Origin of the sequence: Agrobacterium sp. CCNWLW155, assembly GCF_036888815.1 — a bacterium.
GTDB lineage: Bacteria > Pseudomonadota > Alphaproteobacteria > Rhizobiales > Rhizobiaceae > Agrobacterium > Agrobacterium radiobacter.
This window is the reverse complement of sequence record NZ_JBAKFW010000010.1, coordinates 51,286-72,169: the sequence shown is the minus strand read 5'-3', so window position 1 is coordinate 72,169 and position 20,884 is coordinate 51,286. Positions and strand designations below refer to the sequence as shown.

Annotated in this window: 17 protein-coding genes; 11 read left to right on the top strand and 6 right to left on the bottom strand. The window is 58.9% G+C overall.

What is annotated here, in order from left to right:
• Positions 1–71: 71 nt before the first annotated feature.
• The 10 genes from obgE to V6S97_RS22925 all read left to right on the top strand — a co-directional run bounded on the left by obgE (position 72) and on the right by V6S97_RS22925 (position 10,109).
• Positions 72–1,142 (top strand): GTPase ObgE, encoded by a 1,071-nt coding sequence (obgE, locus tag V6S97_RS22970; RefSeq protein WP_065695302.1) that lies wholly within the window; start codon positions 72–74, stop codon positions 1,140–1,142.
• Complete coding sequence (gene proB / locus V6S97_RS22965; RefSeq protein ID WP_020010754.1) at positions 1,139–2,308, top strand: glutamate 5-kinase; 1,170 nt, start codon at positions 1,139–1,141, stop codon at positions 2,306–2,308. Before obgE ends, proB begins: the two co-directional genes overlap by 4 nt.
• The gene (locus V6S97_RS22960) at positions 2,301–3,587 is read left to right on the top strand and encodes a glutamate-5-semialdehyde dehydrogenase (RefSeq protein WP_035212838.1); all 1,287 of its coding nucleotides are present in this window, start codon (positions 2,301–2,303) and stop codon (positions 3,585–3,587) included. The genes proB and V6S97_RS22960 overlap by 8 nt, the downstream gene beginning before the upstream one ends.
• A 42-nt stretch (positions 3,588–3,629) precedes the next feature.
• The gene (locus V6S97_RS22955; protein ID WP_050816429.1) at positions 3,630–4,214 is read left to right on the top strand and encodes a nicotinate-nucleotide adenylyltransferase; all 585 of its coding nucleotides are present in this window, start codon (positions 3,630–3,632) and stop codon (positions 4,212–4,214) included.
• Between the two features lie 69 nt (positions 4,215–4,283).
• Positions 4,284–4,772, top strand: coding sequence for a ribosome silencing factor (gene rsfS / locus V6S97_RS22950; protein WP_003505248.1), 489 nt, complete (start codon positions 4,284–4,286; stop codon positions 4,770–4,772).
• 158 nt (positions 4,773–4,930) lie between these two features.
• Positions 4,931–5,413, top strand: coding sequence for a 23S rRNA (pseudouridine(1915)-N(3))-methyltransferase RlmH (gene rlmH / locus V6S97_RS22945; protein ID WP_003505246.1), 483 nt, complete (start codon positions 4,931–4,933; stop codon positions 5,411–5,413).
• Between the two features lie 159 nt (positions 5,414–5,572).
• Complete coding sequence (locus V6S97_RS22940) at positions 5,573–6,970, top strand: murein hydrolase activator EnvC family protein (protein WP_175281112.1); 1,398 nt, start codon at positions 5,573–5,575, stop codon at positions 6,968–6,970.
• The gene (locus V6S97_RS22935; RefSeq protein WP_003505242.1) at positions 6,960–8,288 is read left to right on the top strand and encodes a S41 family peptidase; all 1,329 of its coding nucleotides are present in this window, start codon (positions 6,960–6,962) and stop codon (positions 8,286–8,288) included. The genes V6S97_RS22940 and V6S97_RS22935 overlap by 11 nt, the downstream gene beginning before the upstream one ends.
• A 62-nt stretch (positions 8,289–8,350) precedes the next feature.
• A complete protein-coding gene (locus tag V6S97_RS22930) occupies positions 8,351–9,550 on the top strand; it encodes a divergent polysaccharide deacetylase family protein (RefSeq protein WP_334427784.1) in 1,200 nt (399 codons plus the stop codon).
• A 46-nt stretch (positions 9,551–9,596) separates the two neighbouring features.
• Entirely contained in the window at positions 9,597–10,109 is a 513-nt protein-coding gene (locus tag V6S97_RS22925) for an RNA pyrophosphohydrolase (RefSeq protein ID WP_080570260.1), read from the top strand.
• Between the two features lie 42 nt (positions 10,110–10,151).
• Here V6S97_RS22925 and bfr read toward each other — a convergent pair whose 3' ends face one another.
• From bfr to V6S97_RS22905, 4 genes are all read right to left on the bottom strand, one after another.
• Complete coding sequence (bfr, locus tag V6S97_RS22920) at positions 10,152–10,637, bottom strand: bacterioferritin (protein ID WP_003505236.1); 486 nt, start codon at positions 10,635–10,637, stop codon at positions 10,152–10,154.
• Positions 10,603–10,914 (bottom strand): (2Fe-2S)-binding protein, encoded by a 312-nt coding sequence (locus tag V6S97_RS22915; RefSeq protein ID WP_003505234.1) that lies wholly within the window; start codon positions 10,912–10,914, stop codon positions 10,603–10,605. Before V6S97_RS22915 ends, bfr begins: the two co-directional genes overlap by 35 nt.
• A gap of 267 nt (positions 10,915–11,181) precedes the next feature.
• Complete coding sequence (gene phbB / locus V6S97_RS22910; protein WP_035212852.1) at positions 11,182–11,907, bottom strand: acetoacetyl-CoA reductase; 726 nt, start codon at positions 11,905–11,907, stop codon at positions 11,182–11,184.
• A gap of 171 nt (positions 11,908–12,078) precedes the next feature.
• Positions 12,079–13,260 carry an acetyl-CoA C-acetyltransferase gene (locus V6S97_RS22905; protein ID WP_003505229.1) on the bottom strand — a complete coding sequence of 394 codons (1,182 nt, stop codon included), beginning with the start codon at positions 13,258–13,260 and terminating at the stop codon, positions 12,079–12,081.
• 243 nt (positions 13,261–13,503) lie between these two features.
• Between V6S97_RS22905 and phaR the strand changes: the two genes are divergently transcribed.
• Complete coding sequence (gene phaR / locus V6S97_RS22900; RefSeq protein ID WP_003520279.1) at positions 13,504–14,079, top strand: polyhydroxyalkanoate synthesis repressor PhaR; 576 nt, start codon at positions 13,504–13,506, stop codon at positions 14,077–14,079.
• A 60-nt stretch (positions 14,080–14,139) separates the two neighbouring features.
• Here phaR and V6S97_RS22895 read toward each other — a convergent pair whose 3' ends face one another.
• Together V6S97_RS22895 and V6S97_RS22890 are read right to left on the bottom strand one after the other, a co-directional pair.
• The gene (locus tag V6S97_RS22895) at positions 14,140–15,516 is read right to left on the bottom strand and encodes an MFS transporter (RefSeq protein WP_334427783.1); all 1,377 of its coding nucleotides are present in this window, start codon (positions 15,514–15,516) and stop codon (positions 14,140–14,142) included.
• A gap of 108 nt (positions 15,517–15,624) precedes the next feature.
• On the bottom strand, positions 15,625–20,385 hold the full coding sequence (locus tag V6S97_RS22890) for an NAD-glutamate dehydrogenase (RefSeq protein ID WP_334427782.1): 4,761 nt from the start codon (positions 20,383–20,385) through the stop codon (positions 15,625–15,627).
• Positions 20,386–20,884 lie beyond the last annotated feature (499 nt).

The window sequence follows — 20,884 nt, the reverse complement described above, 5'->3', positions numbered from 1 at the left end:
AAACGACGATATTTTTGTTTGGCGCAACGCGATTGGCGGCTGTGCCCGCAAACCGATAGAACGGCAGTCCGATGAAATTTCTCGATGAAGCAAAAGTCTATATCAAGTCCGGTGATGGCGGCGCAGGCGCGGTGTCTTTCCGGCGCGAAAAATTCATCGAATTTGGTGGTCCTGACGGTGGTGATGGCGGACGCGGCGGCGATGTCTGGATTGAGGTCGTCAACGGTCTCAACACGCTGATCGACTTCCGTTTTCAGCAGCATTTCAAGGCCTCGATCGGGCAGCACGGCATGGGCAAGACCCGCAACGGCGCCAAGGGCGCGGATGTGGTGCTGAAGGTGCCTGTTGGTACCCAGATATTTGAGGAAGACAATGAGACGCTGATCATCGACCTCACCAAGGAAGGCCAGCGCTTTCGTCTCGCCGCCGGCGGTAATGGCGGTTTCGGCAATGCCTATTTCAAGTCTTCGACCAATCAGGCGCCCACCCATGCCAATCCGGGTCTTGCAGGCGAAGAAAAGACGGTCTGGCTTCGCCTGAAGCTGATCGCCGATGCCGGTCTTGTTGGATTGCCGAATGCGGGTAAATCCACATTCCTCGCGACCGTGACCCGCGCGCGGCCGAAGATCGCCAATTATCCCTTTACCACCCTCCATCCGAACCTCGGCGTGGCGACCATCGACGGCCGCGAATTCGTGCTGGCCGATATTCCCGGCCTCATCGAAGGCGCTCATGAGGGCGTGGGCATTGGTGACCGCTTCCTCGGCCATGTGGAGCGCACCCGCGTGCTTCTGCATCTGGTTTCCGCACAGGAAGAAAAGGTCGGCAAGGCCTATAAGACTGTCAAGGCCGAGCTGGACGCCTATGGTGGCGGGCTGACCGACAAGCCGGAAATCGTGGCGCTGTCACAGATCGACGTGCTCGATGAAAAAGAACTGAAAAAGAAGGCGAAGGAACTGGAAAAGGCCTGCGGCCGTCCGCCGCTTCTTCTGTCTGCCGCCGCGCATATCGGCATGACGGAAGCGCTGCGCGCCCTTCGCGACATCATCGTTTCGGCAAGCGAGGGCGGGGAGACTGCCCTGCCCGACAGGTCCATGCCGCATGAGGATAGCGAGGCCGAAGAAGAGGACGACCGCCTATGAGCCTGACGCGCAAGCCGCTGGCGAGCCACCATCGGATCGTGATCAAGATCGGGTCGGCGCTTCTGGTGGACCGAAAGACCGGTCTGAAGAAAGACTGGCTGGATGCCATCTGCGAAGATATCGCTGCGCTGAAGAAAAACGGCGCGGATGTCCAGGTCGTGTCTTCGGGCGCCATCGCGCTTGGGCGTACCGTGCTTGGCCTGCCTTCTGGTGCATTGAAGCTGGAGGAAAGCCAGGCGGCGGCGGCGGTTGGTCAGATCGCGCTGGCGCGGGCGTGGTCGGAAAGCCTGTCGCGGCATGAAATCGTTGCAGGCCAGATTCTGCTGACGCTCTCCGATACCGAGGAGCGTCGCCGTTATCTCAATGCGCGCGCCACCATCAACCAGTTGCTGAAGATCGGCGCTATCCCGATCATCAATGAAAACGATACGGTTGCGACCACCGAAATCCGTTATGGCGACAATGACCGTCTGGCAGCGCGTGTGGCGACCATGACGGGTGCCGATCTTCTGGTGCTGCTTTCGGATATTGACGGACTTTATACGGCTCCGCCGCATCTCGATCCGGACGCGAAATTCCTTGAGACGATCGCTGATATCACCCCCGAGATAGAAGCCATGGCAGGTGGTGCGGCCTCCGAGTTGTCGCGCGGTGGCATGCGCACCAAGATCGATGCGGGCAAGATTGCAACCGCTGCCGGCTGCGGCATGATCATTGCGTCAGGCAAAACGCTCAATCCGCTGAAGGCCATCGAAAACGGCGCGCGCTCCTCGTGGTTTGCACCATCAGGCACGCCGGTGACGGCACGCAAGACCTGGATTGCCGGGCAATTGCAGCCGGCGGGCGAAATCCATGTGGATGCCGGCGCGGAAAAGGCGCTCTATGCCGGAAAAAGCCTGCTTCCCGCGGGTGTGCGACTGGTGAAGGGCAATTTCGGCCGTGGGGATGCAATCGCCATTATCGGTGCGGAAGGCCGGGAAGTCGCTCGTGGTCTTGCGGGCTACGATGCGGAAGAGGCGCGCCTTATCATCGGTCACAAGTCCAACGAGATCGAGGCGATCCTCGGTTATGTCGGGCGCGCGGCCATGATCCATCGCGACGATCTCGTGATGACCGGCGCCGCCGTCAAAGTTAAACATGCAAAGAAGGATGAGGTCCATGCCTGAACAGGCCGTGAAGCAGAGCCATGACATCGATGCGCTGATGATCACCATCGGCGCTCAGGCGAAAGCTGCTTCACGACCGTTGTCCATCGCCGGCACGGACCAGAAGAACCGTGCGCTGCTCGCCATGGCCTCCGCCATCGAGGCGTCGAAGGAGGCGATCCTTGCCGCCAACAGGAAGGATCTGACCGCAGCCGAGAGCGCCGGTCTTGCTGCTTCTTTCGTTGACAGGCTCACGCTCAACGATGCCCGCATCGCCGGCATTGCTGAAGGTATTCGCTCGGTTGCGGCGCTGTCCGATCCGGTCGCCGAAGTCATTGCCGCCTGGGATCGCCCCAACGGGCTTAAGATCGAGCGCGTGCGTACGCCGCTTGGCGTCATCGGCGTGATCTACGAAAGCCGCCCGAATGTGACGGCGGACGCCGGTGCTTTGTGCCTCAAGGCGGGCAATGCCGTCATCCTGCGCGGCGGCTCGGATTCGCAACATTCATCGCGTGCTATTCATGCCTGCCTCGTGGAGGGGCTGAAGATTGCCGGTCTTCCCGAGCATGCCATTCAGCTGGTGCCGGTGACCGACCGTGCGGCCGTCGGCGCGCTTCTCAGCGGCCTGAACGGCACTGTTGATGTCATCGTGCCGCGCGGCGGCAAGAGCCTCGTGGCTAGGGTGCAGTCGGAAGCCCGCGTGCCGGTCTTTGCGCATCTGGAAGGCATCTGCCACATCTATGTCGACAAATCCGCCGATCTCGACATGGCAAAACGTATCGTCGTTAACGCCAAGATGAGACGCACCGGCATTTGCGGCGCGGCTGAGACATTGCTGGTGGATGCCGCTGCCGTTTCCACGCATCTCGAGCCGCTCGTCAAAGCCTTGATCGAAGCTGGCTGCGAAGTGCGCGGTTCGCAAGCTGTTCGTGATGTGGTGGCGGGTCTGGTGCCGGCAACGGAAGAGGACTGGCGCACCGAATATCTCGACGCAATCATTTCGGTTGCTGTGGTGGAGGGCATTTCCGGTGCGATAGAGCATATCGGCACCTATTCGTCCAACCATACCGAGGCGGTGATCGCCGAGGACTCTGACGTGGTTGAGCGGTTCTTCAACGAACTCGATTCGGCCATTCTGCTGCACAATGCCTCGACGCAATTTGCCGATGGCGGCGAATTCGGCATGGGTGCGGAAATCGGCATCGCCACCGGCAAGATGCATGCGCGGGGTCCCGTTGGCGTCGAGCAGCTCACCTCGTTCAAATACCGGGTGCATGGCACCGGCCAGACACGGACCTGATATTTGCCCGCTGATAAGCGCCTCGACAGACGTTATCTCACCATGCCGCATGTGGAACGCGGCATGGTCGTCGGGCTTTTCGGCGGCTCCTTCAATCCCCCCCATGCAGGCCACGCGCTTGTGGCCGAGATTGCGCTGCGCAGGCTGGGTCTCGATCAGCTCTGGTGGATCGTCACGCCGGGCAACCCGCTGAAAAGCCGTTCGGAGTTGGCGTCCCTCGAAGATCGCATCGCGGCCTGCGAAAAGCTGGTCCACGATCCACGCATCAAGGTGACGGCTTTCGAGAAAACGCTGGGGATGAGCTATACGGCCAATACACTCGCGAAGGTGAAGGCAAAAAATCCGCACGTCCGCTTCATCTGGGTCATGGGTGCCGACAATCTGAAGAGTTTTCACCATTGGCAGAAATGGCGCACCATAGCCGAGACTTTTCCAATCGCGGTGATCGATCGACCGGGTTCGACCCTGTCCTACCTCTCCTCCACCATGGCGCAGGCCTTCAGCCAGGCGCGGATAGATGAGGACGATGCCGGGGTTCTGTGGAAAAAACGCGCTCCCGCCTGGGTTTTCATTCACGGACCGCGTTCTACGCTCAGTTCCACGGCGCTGCGCAACGGCCGTAAATGACAGCTCCGATCACAAATGATGTATGCGGCTGATGTTGAAGTGCCCATATCTTGAAAAGTTAATGCTTTGATGCCACCTTCATTGTGTGACGCAGAGAATCGCGTCGCGCAGTGCCTGTTTTGTCATTCTTGGAAAGGAAAACCTCTGACAACAGTACACGCCAAGGGAAAAGCATTTGTTGCTATCCCGAAGGGTCAGGACAGTGGCGCCGATGCCGCCGGCCATGCCCTCGAAACCGTCCTCGCGAGCCTCGAGGACTCCAAGGCTGAAGATATCGTCTCTCTCAACATTGCCGGAAAATCGGCGCTTGCGGACTACATGGTTGTGGTCTCCGGGCGATCGAACAGGCATGTCTCGGCGATTTGCGAGCATCTTCTGAAAGACATGAAGGATGAAGGGTTCGGAAACGCCCGCGTCGAAGGTCTCGAGACCGGAGACTGGGTGCTGATCGATACCGGCGACATCATCGTTCATGTGTTCCGCCCGGAAATCCGCGCCTTCTACAACATTGAAAAAATGTGGGCGACGCCGGATATGCCGGAAGAGACGCTGCATTGATGCGGTGAGCCTTTGAGCGAGTGCATCGTTTCTGCCGAAGATCAATCTGACTTCGGAAACGGTGCCTCTGGCCGGAAATCAGACCGGCCGCATAGGAATCCGCAGGCTATGCTGTTAAGAGCGGGACCCTGTTGGGTCACGACGAATGCAGGTTTGCGATGCGGATTTCAATTTTTGCGGTGGGACGGCTGAAATCCGGCCCTGAAAAGGATCTTGCGGCCCGTTATATCGAGCGTCTGGCAAAGACCGGCCCGGCGATCGGGCTGGAGTTTTCGCGGGTGATCGAGGTGGGTGAAAGCCGTGCTTCCAATGCCGAGACCCGCAAACGCGAAGAAGCCGCGATGCTGGAGAAACATCTGGCCGATGGCGCTGTCCTCGTCCTGTTGGACGAGCGCGGAAAGGCACTTGATAGTCCCGCCTTTGCTTCATTTTTTGGCGATCTGCGTGATAGCGGCAAACGTGACCTTGTGATCGCCATTGGCGGGGCAGATGGGCTTGACCCCGCGCTTTACGACAGGGCGGCGGCCGTTCTCAATCTCGGCAAGCTGACATGGCCGCATCAGATCGTTCGTATCCTGATTGCCGAGCAGCTCTATCGGGCTGTCACGATCCTCTCCGGCCATCCCTATCACCGCGCCTGAACGGGTTTCCTTTCGGGGAATTGTCTCAATTTCAACATGAAGCTCCGCGACACCGCTGACTGCGGACGACTTTGGCGGCGGCCTTTCTCAGGCCTCTTGGAAGATCGCGGCAAAATCCCTAATATCGGCGCTCCTGCTTCGGCATCAAAGAAAGCTCAAATGGACACCACGCCTCAACGAAAACGGCACGCTGCCCTTGCGGGCGCGGTTATTGCTGCTTTCGTCATGGGGGGCGGTCCGACCCATTCGCGTGACGATGCGGGCGCTGCCCCGGCGGCAAGCGATGCTTCCTCGCCGGATGCGCTGCAGACGCTGGAGAAGCGCCGCGACCAGAACCGGCAGGATCTGGAGGAGCTGGTCGACAGCATCGGCCTTTCGGAAGACAAGACAAGGACGCTCGAAGAAAGCATCGCCTCCCTCAATCAGGACAGCGCGCGCATTCGCGAGGAACTGATCGCATCGGCTGCCCGACGCAAGGCGCTGGAAGCCAAGATCAGCGACGGCGAGGATCGCCTGGCCAAGCTTTCGGTCCGTGAGGATGGCGTCAAGGCATCATTGCGGGAAAGACGCGGCGTGCTGGCGGAGGTTCTGGCCGCATTGCAGCGCATGGGCAGAAACCCGCCACCGGCTCTCCTCGTTTCACCTGAAGATGCACTGGCTTCCGTGCGCAGTGCCATTCTTCTCGGCGCCGTCGTGCCCGGCATTCGCGGTGAAACCGACAAGCTCGTCGCCGCTCTCAAAGAATTGACCGACGTCAGACAGGCAATCGCTCGCGAAAAGGGTGATCTTACGGGTATGATGACGGCAAGTCTGGAAGAGGAAAAACGCCTCGACCTCCTGATTGCCGAAAATGACCGCAAGAATTCCCAGACGGCGGCCGAACTGGAGGCGGAACGCAAGCGATCTGAAGAGCTTGCGAGCAAGGCGACGAGCCTTGAGGGGCTGGTCAGTTCGCTCGAAGGCGAGATTACCTCGGTGCGGGAAGCGATGGAAAAGGCGCGGGCGGAAGAGCAGCGTCTTGCTCGTCTTTCGGAGGCGGAACGCGAGAAGGAACGCGCCGCGGCCGAGGCGGGAATGCCCGATAAAAACCGCATTGCGCCCGCATATCCCTTCGCGAGTTTGAAGGGAAAGCTGGAGTTGCCGGTGGCCGGCGAGGTGCTGCGGCGCTTCGGCGATGCGGACGGAACGGGCCACTTTTCCAAGGGAATTGTTGTCGCGAGCGGACCGGAAGCCATCGTGACGGCGCCTGCAGACGGCTTCGTGGTGTTTGCTGGAGATTTTCGCAGTTACGGCCGGATGATCATCCTCAATACGGGTAACGGATATCATGTGGTGATGACGGGCATGGACAATGTGAGGACGCGGCAGGGCATGTTCGTGTTCTCCGGAGAGCCCATCGCCTCCATGGGTGCAAAAAGAGTAGCGAGTGCAGCAGCATTGGCGCTGGAAACCGACAGGCCAACGCTCTACATTGAGTTCAGGAAAGATGGTGTACCGGTTGATTCCCAACCGTGGTGGACCGCAAAAAATACCGGAAGGGCGCACAATGATTCGTAAGGTTTCGCTTCTCCTTATCGGTGGGCTTATGGGCGCCACGGCGATGAGTGTGATTTATTCGGCGAGCATGCCGGCACAGGCGGCCGGGCCTTCGACCTATAAGGAACTGTCGATCTTTGGTGACGTGTTCGAGCGCGTGCGCGCACAATATGTGACGCCGCCGGATGACGAGAAGCTGGTGGAAAATGCCATTAACGGCATGCTCAGCTCGCTCGATCCGCATTCGAGCTTCATGAATGCCAAGGATGCCAACGATATGCGCACCCAGACCAAGGGTGAATTCGGCGGTCTCGGCATCGAAGTGACCATGGAGAACGAGCTGGTCAAGGTCATCACGCCGATCGACGACACGCCGGCTTCCCGCGCAGGCATTCTCGCAGGCGACTTCATTTCAGAAATTGACGGTACGCCGGTTCGCGGCCTGAAGCTGGAACAGGCGGTTGAAAAGATGCGCGGCGCGGTCAAGACGCCGATCAAGCTGACGATCATCCGCCAGGGCGCTGACAAGCCGCTTGAATTCACCGTCATGCGCGATGTCATTGCCGTGCGGGCCGTCAAGTCCCGCGTCGAGGGTGACAATGTCGGTTATCTGCGCGTCATCTCCTTTACCGAGAAGACCTATGATGATCTCGAAAAGGCGATCAAGAAGATCAAGGCTGATGTGCCTGCCGACAAGCTGAAGGGCTATGTGCTCGATCTGCGCCTCAACCCGGGTGGTCTGCTTGATCAGGCGATCAATGTTTCCGACGCCTTCCTCGAGCGCGGTGAGGTCGTTTCGACCCGTGGCCGCAATCCCGACGAGACCCGCCGCTTCAACGCGACGGCCGGTGATCTGACCGATGGCAAGCCGGTCATCGTGCTCGTCAACGGCGGTTCGGCTTCGGCTTCGGAAATCGTTGCCGGTGCCCTGCAGGATCTGCGTCGTGCGACCGTCGTCGGCACGCGCTCCTTCGGCAAGGGCTCGGTCCAGACGATCATTCCGCTCGGCGAGGCCGGTGCGTTGCGTCTGACCACGGCGCTTTATTACACGCCGTCGGGCAAATCGATCCAGGGCACGGGCATTACGCCTGACATCAAGGTTGAACAGCCTTTGCCGCCGGAATTGCAGGGTCGCGTCACGACCGAAGGCGAATCCAGCCTGACCGGCCATATCAAGGGCCAGAGCGAAACGGACGAAGGTTCTGGTTCCTCCGCCTACGTGCCGCCGGAAGCAAAGGACGACATCCAGCTCAACTACGCGCTGGACCTGTTGCGCGGCGCCAAGACGGATCCGTCTTTCCCGCCGAACCCGGACAAGGCTGTGGTCAACAAGCAGTAAGATAGTGCGCCGGTCAGCCGGCGCATTGTCTCTATTGCCCAACCGTTTGGACGGATCGTTCATTGCCTTCGGACCTGCGAAAACCGCTTCTAGGTCGTCAGAAAAAAAGCGCCGGTATTAACCGGCGCTTTTCCGTCATTATGGCTCTGTCGGTGCTTGCGGTTTTTTCGATTGGCGGCCTCTCCGTCTATACGGCGCTTTCGCCCGGCAACTTGCAGAAGACGGCGAGCGGGCCGGATGCACAGCCTCAGCTTGCCGACAAGACACCTGAAACCGCACTGGCCGAGGTAACGGCTCCCGGTGATGCTGCCGTTCTGCAGCCGCAAAGCGGGCGCTCCGGCGCCAATATCAATCGCGAGACAATGCCTGATGGCAATGTCGTATCGGTGTACTCCCCCCGCCCGCGCGAGGGTGACGGGCCGGTGCTGATGAGCGGCCAGACCTATGGTCAGGATCCGCGCATGGCGACGCGGCCCAATGAGGAGCTGCTGGAAGAAACCGCATTCGGCAGATTGCCGGTCGTTGGCGCGGACGGTTTGCGGCCGATGGAGCAATATGCACGGCCCTGGTCGGGCGCACGGGGCACACGGGTGGCGATCGTGGTCGGCGGGCTGGGTCTCAGCCAGACGGGGTCGCAAAAAGCGATCCGAGACCTGCCGCCGGAGGTCACGCTTGGTTTTGCCGCCAGCGGCAACAGCCTGCAACGCTGGATGCAGGAAGCGCGCCGGCAAGGACATGAAATTCTTCTACAGATACCGCTGGAGCCCTTCGGTTATCCGGGTACTAATCCCGGTCCGGACACGCTGCTGGCGGGTGACCCTGCCAAGGTCAATATCGACCGGCTGCATCGCTCCATGACAAAAATCACCAATTACACCGGCATCATGAATTATCTCGGCGGGCGCTTTCTTGCCGAGCAGGCGGCCTTGGAGCCTGTCATGCGCGACATCGGCAAGCGTGGCCTGCTGTTTCTGGATGATGGCTCCTCGGCGCAGTCGTTGAGCGGGGGGATCGCGAAGGCTATTTCCGCGCCGCAGGGCTTTGCCGATGTTCTGCTCGACGGTGACGTCACCGAAGCTTCCATTCTGCGCAAGCTGGACGAGCTGGAGCGGATTGCGCGCCGTAACGGCCAGGCGATCGGCGTTGCGTCGGCCTTCGATGAAAGCGTTGCGGCGATATCGAAATGGTCGCGTGAGGCCGGCGGGCGCGGTATTGAGATCGTCGGTGTTTCCGCGCTTGTTTCCGGGCAGGCGGGGCAGTAAACCTTGCCTGCGACCATTTCCGGCGTTGAGACAGTGCGGGTTTCCCATGACAATCAAAGCAGAAGATTTGCCTTACCGTCCCTGTGCGGGAATAATGGTTCTGAACGCTCGAGGCCTCGTCTGGGCCGGTCGGCGTATCAAGGAAGGCAATTCCGAATATGACGGTTCACCGCAATTGTGGCAGATGCCGCAGGGCGGCATCGATGACGGCGAACGGCCTTTGACGGCCGCCATTCGCGAACTCTACGAAGAGACGGGCATGAAAACGGTGAGCCTGCTTGCGGAAGCGAGCGACTGGATTCACTATGATCTGCCGCCCGAACTGATCGGTATCGGCCTCAGGGGCAAATATCGCGGGCAGGCGCAGCGCTGGTTTGCGTTCCGCTTCGAGGGCGATGAAAGCGAAATCCAGATCGATCCGCCGCCAACCGGGCACACGGCCGAATTCGACGCATGGGACTGGAAGCCGATGGAAATCCTGCCGGAGCTCATCGTGCCTTTCAAGCGGGCGGTATACGAAAAGGTTGTGGCGGAGTTCCAGCACCTTTCCGGCAAATAAAAAAGGCGGCCTGGGCCGCCTTTTCTGTCCTGTCGCCAGTGCTTATTCCGCTTCGTTGGCGGAATCGGCATTGAGCTGGCCGTATTTCTCTTCGCCGATCTTGCCGAGCAGTTCGAGCTGGGTTTCGAGAAAGTCGATATGGCCTTCCTCGTCGATCAGCAGTTCTTCAAAAAGCTTCATGGAGACATAGTCTCCGGCCTCATAACAGATATCGCGCGATTTCTTGTAGGAGGTGCGGGCGTCATATTCGCCGGCAAGGTCAGCTTCCAGAACTTCCTTTACGTTCTGGCCGATGCGCAGGGGCGAAACCGTCTGAAGGTTGGGATGGCCTTCAAGGAAGATGATGCGTGCGACCAGCTTGTCGGCGTGCTGCATTTCCTCGATGGATTCAGCACGTTCCTTTTTGGCGAGCTTCGTGTAGCCCCAGTCTTCCAGCAAACGATAGTGAAGCCAGTACTGGTTTACCGCACCGAGTTCGAGAAAAAGGGCCTCGTTAAGCCGCTCGATGACTTTTTTGTCGCCTTTCAATGTCCGCTCTCCTGTTCTCTTCATGGAATTGCTTCAGGCGGGACATAAAATCAAAAACATCGGCCTCAGTCGAGTGGCGACGGGCATGATATTCTTCAGTCGTTTTGATGATCAGGTCGACAACGGTCGGGAAACAGCCGCAGCAGCGGCCGCGTTTTTCCATGGCGTGATACACTTTTGCAGGAACGATGAGCTGCCAACAGTCCTCGTCGAGGAGCTCGTTAATGACGTCCCGGATATCGTGATCAGTGATGTAATTGCAGCTGCAAACCAGCATGATGGACTGCCTGTATGACGCAACACGTTGTTTTCATTCTTAAACCAAAACAGGACAGCCAATGTCAAGAAAAACCTATTAATGAGTCGCCAAGGGTTTTCTAGACTCATTCTAAACTATACAAAAACTATCGTATTTTCATTGGTTTAGGCGGCCTGTCTTTCCTGTCTTTCATCTTCAAGTTTTTGTGCGCCGCAAATTTATCGAAGCCGAGATCACGGAAAGTTTACTGAGTTCAGGCGGCCGGCAGGGCGGCGATGGATGGCCTCAGGCGAAATATTGTCCGCCATTGGCCGTCATGGTCGAGCCGGTGATGAAGCCGGCCTCGTCGGAAACCAGAAACAGAACGCAGCGCGCGATTTCTTCTGGTTCACCCAACCGTCCTACGGGAATTTGCGGCACGATCCGTTCGGCCAGAACCTTTTCCGGGATCGCTCTTACCATCTCCGTGCCGATATAGCCGGGGCAGATGGCGTTGACAGTGATGTTGCGGCTGGCGCCCTCCTGGGCGAGCGCCTTGGTGAAGCCGATATCGCCTGCCTTCGAGGCGGAGTAGTTGGCCTGCCCTGCCTGTCCCTTCTGGCCATTGATGGAGGAAATATTGACGATGCGACCGAAGCCGCGGTCGCGCATGCCCGGCCAGACGGGGTGCGTCATGTTGAACACGCCGGTGAGGTTGGTGTCGATCACCTCGCGCCATTGCTGCGGTGTCATCTTGTGGAACATCGCATCGCGGGTGATGCCGGCATTGTTGACGAGGACTTCGACGGGCCCGAGAGTTTCCTCCACCTTCGCAATACCACTGACGCAGGCGTCATAGTCGCGCACGTCCCACTGGAGTGCAGGGATGCCGGTTTCTTTCTGGAATGCTTCCGCCCTGTCCGTTGTGAAAGCGTAGTTGACGGCCACGCGGTAGCCGGCCGCCTGCAGGGCGCGGGCGATTGCGGCACCTATGCCGCTCGTCCCGCCGGAAATCAAAGCAACCCGGCTCATATCGGCCTCCATGACCTGTCATTGAAGCGCCTGCATATGCGAGGATGCTTCCATATCTTGCAGAAGTTTTTCGTCGCGCTCACCGGCCACAGAAATGCGGCCAATGGGAGGCCGCTTCTAACCTATTGCACGCCGAACCGGAATTGCTTTTTGAAAAGTCAGGCGGTGGTTTCAGAGTGCTTCGATGCACATGGCGACACCCATGCCGCCGCCGATGCAGAGCGTTGCGAGGCCCTTCGACACGTTGCGGCGGCGCATTTCGAAAATCAGGGTGTTAAGGACGCGTGCACCGGAGGCGCCGATCGGATGGCCGATGGCAATCGCCCCGCCATTGACGTTGACGATATCAGGATCAAGACCAAGTTCGCGCACCACCGCGCAGGACTGGGCCGCAAAGGCTTCGTTGGCTTCCACAAGGCCAATATCGCTGATCGACCAGCCAGCCTTGGCCAGCGCCTTGCGGGAGGCGGGGATGGGGCCGGTGCCCATGATCTGCGGATCGACACCTGCCGTCGCCCAGGAGGCGATACGGGCCAGCGGCTTGATACCGCGCTTTCCCGCCTCCTGTTCCGACATCAAAAGCGTGGCGGCGGCACCATCATTCAGACCGGAGGCGTTGCCCGCCGTCACGGTGCCTTCCTTGTCAAAGGCGGGGCGCAGCTTGGCCATCGTTTCCAGTGAAGCGCCGGCGCGGATATGTTCATCCGCATCGATGACGATATCGGCCTTGCGGCCTTTGACCGTGAAAGCAACGATCTCGTCAGTGAAACGACCGGCATTCTGCGCGGCTTCGGCCTTATTTTGCGATGCGACCGCAAATTGGTCCTGTTCATCGCGGGAAAGCTGCCATTGGCGTGCGATGTTTTCAGCAGTGATGCCCATGTGATAGCCGTAAAAGGCGTCAGTCAGGCCGTCTTTCAGCATGGTGTCGATCATCTTGAAATCGCCCATCTTCACGCCGCCGCGCAAATGGGCGCAGTGGGGCGCCATGGACATGGATTCCTGGCCGCCGGCAATAACGATGGCCGCATCGCCGGTAACGATCTGCTGCATGCCAAGGGCCACGGCGCGCAGGCCGGAACCACAGAGCTGATTGAGACCGAAGGCGGTTGCTTCCTGGGGAATTCCGGCCTTCATCGCCGCCTGCCGCGCCGGGTTCTGCCCTTCGCCCGCCGTCAGGACCTGACCGAGAATGACTTCATCGATTTCGCCAGCCGCGACGCCGGCGCGTTCCAGCACGGCGCTGATGACGGTCGCCCCCAGTTCATGGGCTGGCGTATTGGCAAAGTGGCCATTGAAAGAGCCGACTGCGGTGCGCGCGGCGCTGGCAATTACGATTGAAGGCAGGGTCATTAGTTTTCTCCTCACTTGCGGGCGGAGACTGGCAAAGCTTTCAATACAAGTCAAATGGCGAAAGTTGCTTTAAAAGATGTTGCTAAATCACGCTGGAATCTTGCGGAAAATTGCTGCGCAAAAAACAAACTGTTGCGATGCACAAAACATTTGTCAGAGGGCTTGTTTTGCGCATACACTTTGCGGTGGGAAGAGCAATAACACCAAAAAACAAGAAAATACCATCATCGCGAGGAGGCGGGCATGGCGAAACACGACGGCGAAACAATCATTAAAAAATACGCCAACAGGCGGCTCTATAATACTGGCACGAGCACCTATGTGACGCTTGATGATCTGGCGCAGATGGTCAAGCGCGGCGAAGACTTCAAGGTTCAGGACGCCAAATCATCAGAGGATATTACCCACGCAGTCCTGACGCAGATTATCGTCGAGCAGGAGGCCAAAACCGGCAATACGTTGCTGCCGACGGCGTTTCTGCGGCAGCTGATCTCCTATTACGGCGACCAGATGCAGATGGTAGTGCCGACATTTCTCGAACATTCGATGAAGACCTTCTCCGACCAGCAAAGCCAGATGCAGGAGCATATGGCCAAGGCCTTCGGCGACGGTTCGCTTGCCCGCAATTTCCAGGCGCCTCTGCAGATGATGGAAGAGCAGATCCGCCGTAACACCGAACTCTTCCGCCAGGCGATGCAGGGCTTCACGCCTTTTGCGATGCCGCAGGCGCCGAAAGAAACCCGCAAACCGAATGCATCTGAAATCGATGAGCTGAAGGCGCAGTTGCGCGCATTGCAGCAAAAACTCGACCAGCTCTGATTCTACCTCATTCTGGCCGATGCTGGATTTGACTACCGCATCGGCTGCTGCTTCGGACTTTCAGCCCGCCGCTCTTTCCGGAACGCGCAACAGCAGCAGGAAGCCTGCCCCCAGAAATACGATGAGCGTGGCCATGCCGATATGGGCGGAGCCGCTTATATAGGTGGCTATGGAAAATGACAGCGTCGCCATGAAACTCGTGGCGCGCCCGGAAAGCGCATAGATGCCGAAATAGCGGCCCGCTTCTGCGACAGTGATGTTGCGGGCGAGATAAGAGCGCGACGAGGCCTGGACCGGGCCAAAGGCAAGGCCGATTAAAACGCCATAAAGGAGATAGGCCTTTTCCGCACCGGTGGCGAAGATGCCGCCATTGTCAGCGGTTGATAATTGTATCCAGCCGAACAGGGTAGAGCCCTTTTCCGTGGAGACGATGCCCAGCGTGGCCAGCAGCAAAAGCACCAGGCTGATGAGGATGGTGACGCGTGACCCCAGTCTCTGGTCGACGCGCCCGGCGGCAAAGCAGCCCGCGATGGCGACGACATTGAGCAGAATGCCAAAAAGGCCGATTTCCATCGTCGCCCAGCCGAACATGCCGGCAGCGAAAGCCCCGCCCAGAATGAGAACACCATTGACGCCATCCTGATAGAGCATGCGTGCGATCAGAAACCGTAACAGCGTGGGGCGGTAGCGAAGCTCACGGAGCGTGATCTTCAGTTCCCCTAATCCCGAGCGGATCGCGGCTGCGAAGGGCAGCCCCTTTTCAGCATCAGGAGTGAGAAGAAACATCGGCAGAATGAAGATGAGATACCAGAGCGCGGCGAGCGGGCCGGTTATTCTGGCATCTTCGCCGGTTGCAGGATCGAGGCCGAAAAGCGGCTTGATACCGGCAATGGTCACCCCGGTCTGTGGGTTGGCGGCCAGGAGTGTCACCACGGCAATCAATACCACCATGCCGCCGAGATAACCGAGCCCCCAGGCGAGATTGGAAATGCGCCCGACATTTTGCGGATTGGTCAGCCGCGGCATCATGGAATCGTTAAAAACGATGGAAAATTCCGCCGCGATGGAGGCGAGGATCATGCAGACGATGGGCAGGATGAGCGGCGAACCCGGAGCAGCAAACCAGAGGAAAAAGAGGCTGGTAATCTTGATGACGGCGAAAAAGGCTATCCAGGGTTTGCGTGCGCCCGACTGGTCGGCGATGGAACCGAGAATGGGTGAGAAGAGAGCGATGATGATCGACGACACCGTCGCCATGTTGCTCCATGTCGCCTGCGCCGAAATCGGATCATCGGTGAGCCGGGCGACGAAATAAGGCCCGAAAACGAAGGTTGTGACAACAGTGAAAAACGGCTGTGCCGCCCAGTCGAACATCACCCAGCCCCAGATGCCGCGTTTGGCAACCACTGTTTCCGCATTGGGGGAAGGGACAGTCATTCATCGTCCTATCGGAAAATCGGGAAATAAAAGGCGCGATGCCGGTGCATCCGTCTTGCCTGCGCCATCCGGGCCGGTGACCCGGATGGCGCTTTTTAAGGTTGCCGCTCAGCGTGCCTGAACGATATCGCCAAGCAGCCCCGCCGCGACCGTCAGACGGGCAAGGTTGGTATCGCCGCTGTCGCTGAGTGCGCCGAGTTCAGAGACGATGCGGTTGACCCGCACGCGGTCTGCCGCATACCAAGCCTGAACCGGGTCCTTTTCCTTGGCATATTCCGTCAGCGCGGAGATGACGATCCGTCGTCTCGACGAGGAAATCTGGTCCTGGCTGCGCAGGAGAGCCAGACTCTCGTAATGATCCGCCGGTGTGATGCGCTGGCTGGCATCCAGCAGACGCGCGACACGGAAAGTCGAGGAGACGGTGGCGTAGCTTTCGGCGGCGCGGGCGAGCGTCGTGCCGGCACTTTCGGCGATGCGCATGATTTCAGGCACATAGACCAGCAGCGAAAGCGTATCCAGTTCCTCCAGAAGAACTGAGGGAACGCCGTCGATTTCCGTGACGCCAAGCTCTCGGCGATATTTCGCCGCCGCTGGCGACAGCGTCTTGATCGCGGTTTTCAGACGCTCGATCTCGGTCGCCATGTCGCCCGTCGCCGCGCCCGCGCTCCCGGTTTGCAGGTAGAGCCGGCTCGCATCCGAGAAGATGCGGGTGATGGTGTCATAAAGCCCGTTCTGGACTTCACCACCCACCTTGCCGTCCAGCGCGTCGACCTCTCCCCAAAGATGTTTGAGACCGAAACCATCCTCGACGATCACCGCCGCCTTGACGACATCAGCGGCCAGAAGACCGCTCGCATCGGCAAGTTTCTGTACGAAGCCCGGGCCACCGCGATTAACCACGGCATTGGCGAGTGCGGTCGCGACGATTTCGCGGTGCAGACGATGCGCCTTGATATCGTCGGCGTAGTTCTTCTGCATCTTGGCGGGGAAATAATCGACCAGCAGATGCTGGAGATAGGGCTCGTCCGGAAGCGGGCTTGCCACCAATGCGTCGAACAGGGTCAGCTTGGCATAGGAGAGAAGCACGCCGATTTCCGGCCGGGTCAGCGGTTTGCCGGAGGCATATCTTTCGCTGAGTTCGGCATTGTTCGGCAGGGTTTCCACCTTGCGGTTCAGCTGTCCGGTTGCCTCCAATGCGCTCATCAGGCGGCCGAGCTCTTCCCGGTTGGCGAGCCCCAGCCGCTCCGTCAACGAGATCGCCAGGGATTGCAGGTAGTTGTTGCGCAGCACGAGCTGCGCCACTTCCGGCGTCATGGAGGCGAGAAGCTGGTTGCGCTTCGGCATCGTCAGGCGACCACTATTAACGGCGGAGGCCAGTGCGATCTTGATGTTGACCTCGACGTCGGAGGAATTCACGCCCGCTGAATTGTCGATGGCGTCGGAATTGCAACGCCCGCCCGCGAGCGAATAGGCGATGCGGCCCTTCTGGGTGATGCCCAGATTGGCGCCTTCGCCGATGACTTTCGCGCGCAGCTCTGTTGCATTGACGCGGATGGGGTCATTCGCCCTGTCGCCCACCTCGGCATTGGTTTCCACCGCCGCCTTGATGTAGGTGCCGATGCCGCCGAACCAGAGAAGATCGGTTGGCGCCTTCAGGATGGCGGTCATGATCTCGAAAGGCGTGGCGACCGATTTGTCGATGCCGATGGCAGCCACGGCTTCCGGCGTCAGCGTCACCGATTTTTCGGAGCGCGAAATGATCATCGCGCCGCCGGAGAGGGCCGAACGATCATAATCCTGCCAGCTGGAGCGCGGCAGTTCGAAAAGCCGCTTGCGCTCGGCAAAGGACTTGTCGGTATCCGGATCCGGGTCGATGAAGATGTCGCGGTGATCGAAGGCCGCAATCAGCCTGATCTTTTCCGACAGCAGCATGCCGTTGCCGAAAACGTCGCCGGACATGTCGCCCACGCCTGCCACGGTGAAGGGCGTGGTCTGTATGTCGGTGCCCATTTCACGGAAATGGCGTTTTACGGTTTCCCAGGCGCCACGCGCGGTGATGCCCATCTTCTTGTGGTCGTAACCGGCCGAGCCACCCGATGCGAAGGCATCGTCCAGCCAGAAGCCGGCGTCGTGGGCAAGACCGTTCGCCGTATCGGAGAAGGTTGCTGTTCCCTTGTCGGCGGCGACAACGAAATAGGGGTCGTCGCCATCGAGCCGCAGCGTATCGGCCGGTGGCACAATGGCATCATCAACGATATTGTCGGTGATGGACAGCAGGGTGCGGATATAGGTCTTGTAGGCCTCGCGGCCGGCATTAAAGACCTCATCGCGGGAGCCGCCGGCGGGCAGGCTCTTCGGGAAGAAGCCGCCCTTGGCGCCAACAGGAACGATCACCGCATTCTTGACCTGCTGCGCCTTGACGAGACCGAGCACTTCCGTGCGGTAATCCTGGCCGCGATCCGACCAGCGCAGACCACCACGTGCGACCTTGCCGAAGCGCAGATGCACACCTTCGACCTCGGTTCCATAAACGAAGATTTCGCGGAAGGGGCGCGGGTCGGGCAGGCCATCAAGATGTTTGGGATCGAACTTGAACGCCAGAATGTCACGCGGCGTGCCATCGGCGTTTTTCTGGAAGTAGTTGGTGCGCAGCGTCGCGTCGATGGCGTTGACGTAACGTCGGAGGGTGCGGTCCTCATCGAGATTGGGAACGCCGCTCAATGCCGCTTCGATTGCCTTGTGTATCTCGGCGAGTTTCTTCACCCGCTTCTTTTCCTCAACAGACGGATCGAAGCCGGCCTTGAACAGCGCGAAAATATTCCGCGAAATGTCAGGATATTTATAGAGCGTTTCGGAAATATGCTCCTGTGAATAAACGATGCCGGTCTGGCGCAGATAACGGGCATAGGCGCGCAGGACGGAAACTTCGCGCACTGTCAAACCGCTGGTGAGGATCAGGCGGTTGAAGTTGTCGTTATCGACCTTGCCGGAGAAGGCGGCAAGGAAGGCTTCTTCGAGCTTCGGTCCGTAATGCGGCAGATCGAGCGTCGTGCCGGCTGCGACAGAGAGTTCCATATCGTGCAGAACGATATCGCGCTTCTCGCCATCTGAAACCACACCGATGTCGAAGGTGCGCTCACTGATGACGTTGAAGCCGAGATTTTCGAGCAGCGGTACGCGGCGCGAAAGCGGCAGGTGACCGTCGCGGTGGAAGATTTTCAAGGACAGCGTGTCGGCCGACTGGCCTTCCTGCTGGTAAAATTCGATGCGGACCGGCTCACCCTTCGCGGCACCCAGAATATCGGGCATGTCGCCGATCGCCTCTTCCGGCGTGAAGGCCTCCTGATACGCCTGATCCACCTCCAGCACCGGCGCACCGGGCTCCGACAGCGCAATGAAGTGGTCTATCCAGCGCGCTGCAATATCGCTAACGGCATCTTCGAGCTTGTCCTGGGCAATGCGTGGGGTTTTACCTTCCGTGCGGCCGACGATGAAGTGCACGCGGGCGACGGCGCCTTCGGGGAAGGCGGGATAATAGGCGGAAATATGCCCGTCATAGACCCTGCTCAGATAATCGCCGATCTTCTCACGTACATAGGAATTATATTCCTCACGCGGAACGAAGATGATGGCCGAAACGAAGCGGTCGAAACGGTCGATACGCGCAAGCACGCGCACGCGTGGCCGGTCGCTCAGTTCCATGATCTGCTCGACGAAGCGGATCAGAAGATCCGTTTCGATCTGGAAGAGATCGTCGCGCGGGTAGGCTTCCAGCGTGTTCTGCAGGATGCGGCCGGAGTGGCTGTTCGGATCGAAGCCGAAATGCCGTTCGACTTCCGCGACCTTGGCGCGCAGCAAGGGTATCTGTTTGACCGAGCGCGTGTAGGCGGTGGCGGTGAAGAGGCCGACGATGCGCAATTCGCCGATGACATTGCCGTCCTCGTCGAAGCGTTTGATGCCGATATAATCCATATAGGCGCGGCGGTGCACGATGGATTTCACATTGGCCTTGGTGACGATGAGGAAATCCGGGCCGTCGAGGAAGGCAAGGATTTCCGGGGTCGTCGTCACGGCGTTCTTGCCGAGACGCAGCACGCGCACATCCGGATCGCTGAGACTGCCGAGGCCAACGCCGTCGCCGCGTTCGATCTTCGCGTTCTTTCCCTTGCCGGAATAGGTGTAGTCACGCATGCCGAGGAAGGTGAAATTGTCATTGCGAAGCCAGTTGAGGAATTCGACCGCTTCCGTTCGCTCCGTCTTGCGCCGCGATGAGCCGCGCTTGGACAATTCGTCCAGCGCCTCGTCGAGTTTCGCCAGCATGGGCCGCCAGTCGCGATAGGCTGACTGGACCTGCGTCAGTACGAAGCGCAGCTTCTCTTCCAGCGCTGCGGCGGCCTGCTGCGTGAGCGGCGCGATATGCAGCTGGATGAGGCTGATATTTTCAGCGGGATCATCCTCCGGTTCCGCAAGACGATAGCCTGCCTGCGCGCTTTCGTCGCGCACCAGTATCGGGTGCACGGCGAGATAAAGGCCGCGATAGCTGCTGGTGACCTCGCCCATGACGGAATCGTAAAGGAAAGGCATATTGCGGCCGATAATGGTCAGAACCGTTACCGGAACCTCCCGCGGTGAAACGCCCTCCACCTGGGAGATGCCGATGTACGGAACCTCTCCCGTCCAGTGCGAAAGTGCCTGGAAACTGTGGGCCGCGCTCGCCGCCAGCATCTCTGCGGAATAATATTCTATATCGTCCGCACTTGCCCTTCCATAAAGAATACCTGGATCAAGAAATTGGACATTTTCGGCAATTGCCTGCTGGCGCGCTTTTTCGATCTGTTTTTCGCGTTTTGGATTGTTTCTATAGCCCATTTGACGTGGATTCCTCCAAAAATCACACTTTAATATAAAAAAGCATCGCCAATTTGCGGATTTTGCCTTTTCAGTCGAATCGGATATTGGCGTGGAATTACGAAGAGTTTAAGAGGCTTTCGTGTTTCTGCAGTTTGGAAACGAAATTTTTTTGCTCCTTTTGCCATGAGGCCTGTCACGAAGCATTTTGACAGTATTTCTGCGGCTAATTTTTAGGCGGTTCTTTGGCCGCCATGTGATGTTGCGGCCACGGTCGAAGCAAATTATTGATTTGCGCCTATTTTTGTGGTACACCAACGACACTGATCCACAGCGTGGCATTTGTGTGCCCAAAAACACCACGAAAGCAACACCTCTTTTGCACGCGGTTTCCGTGACATATCGAGCGTTTACGTTATCGAACCCCGCAAGACGGGAAGGTGTGTTTTTGCGTGCACGGCTGGACCAGTGCGGAGTCACCTGACGGTTCCCCCGTCTCATCAGGGCCTGACCGACCCAA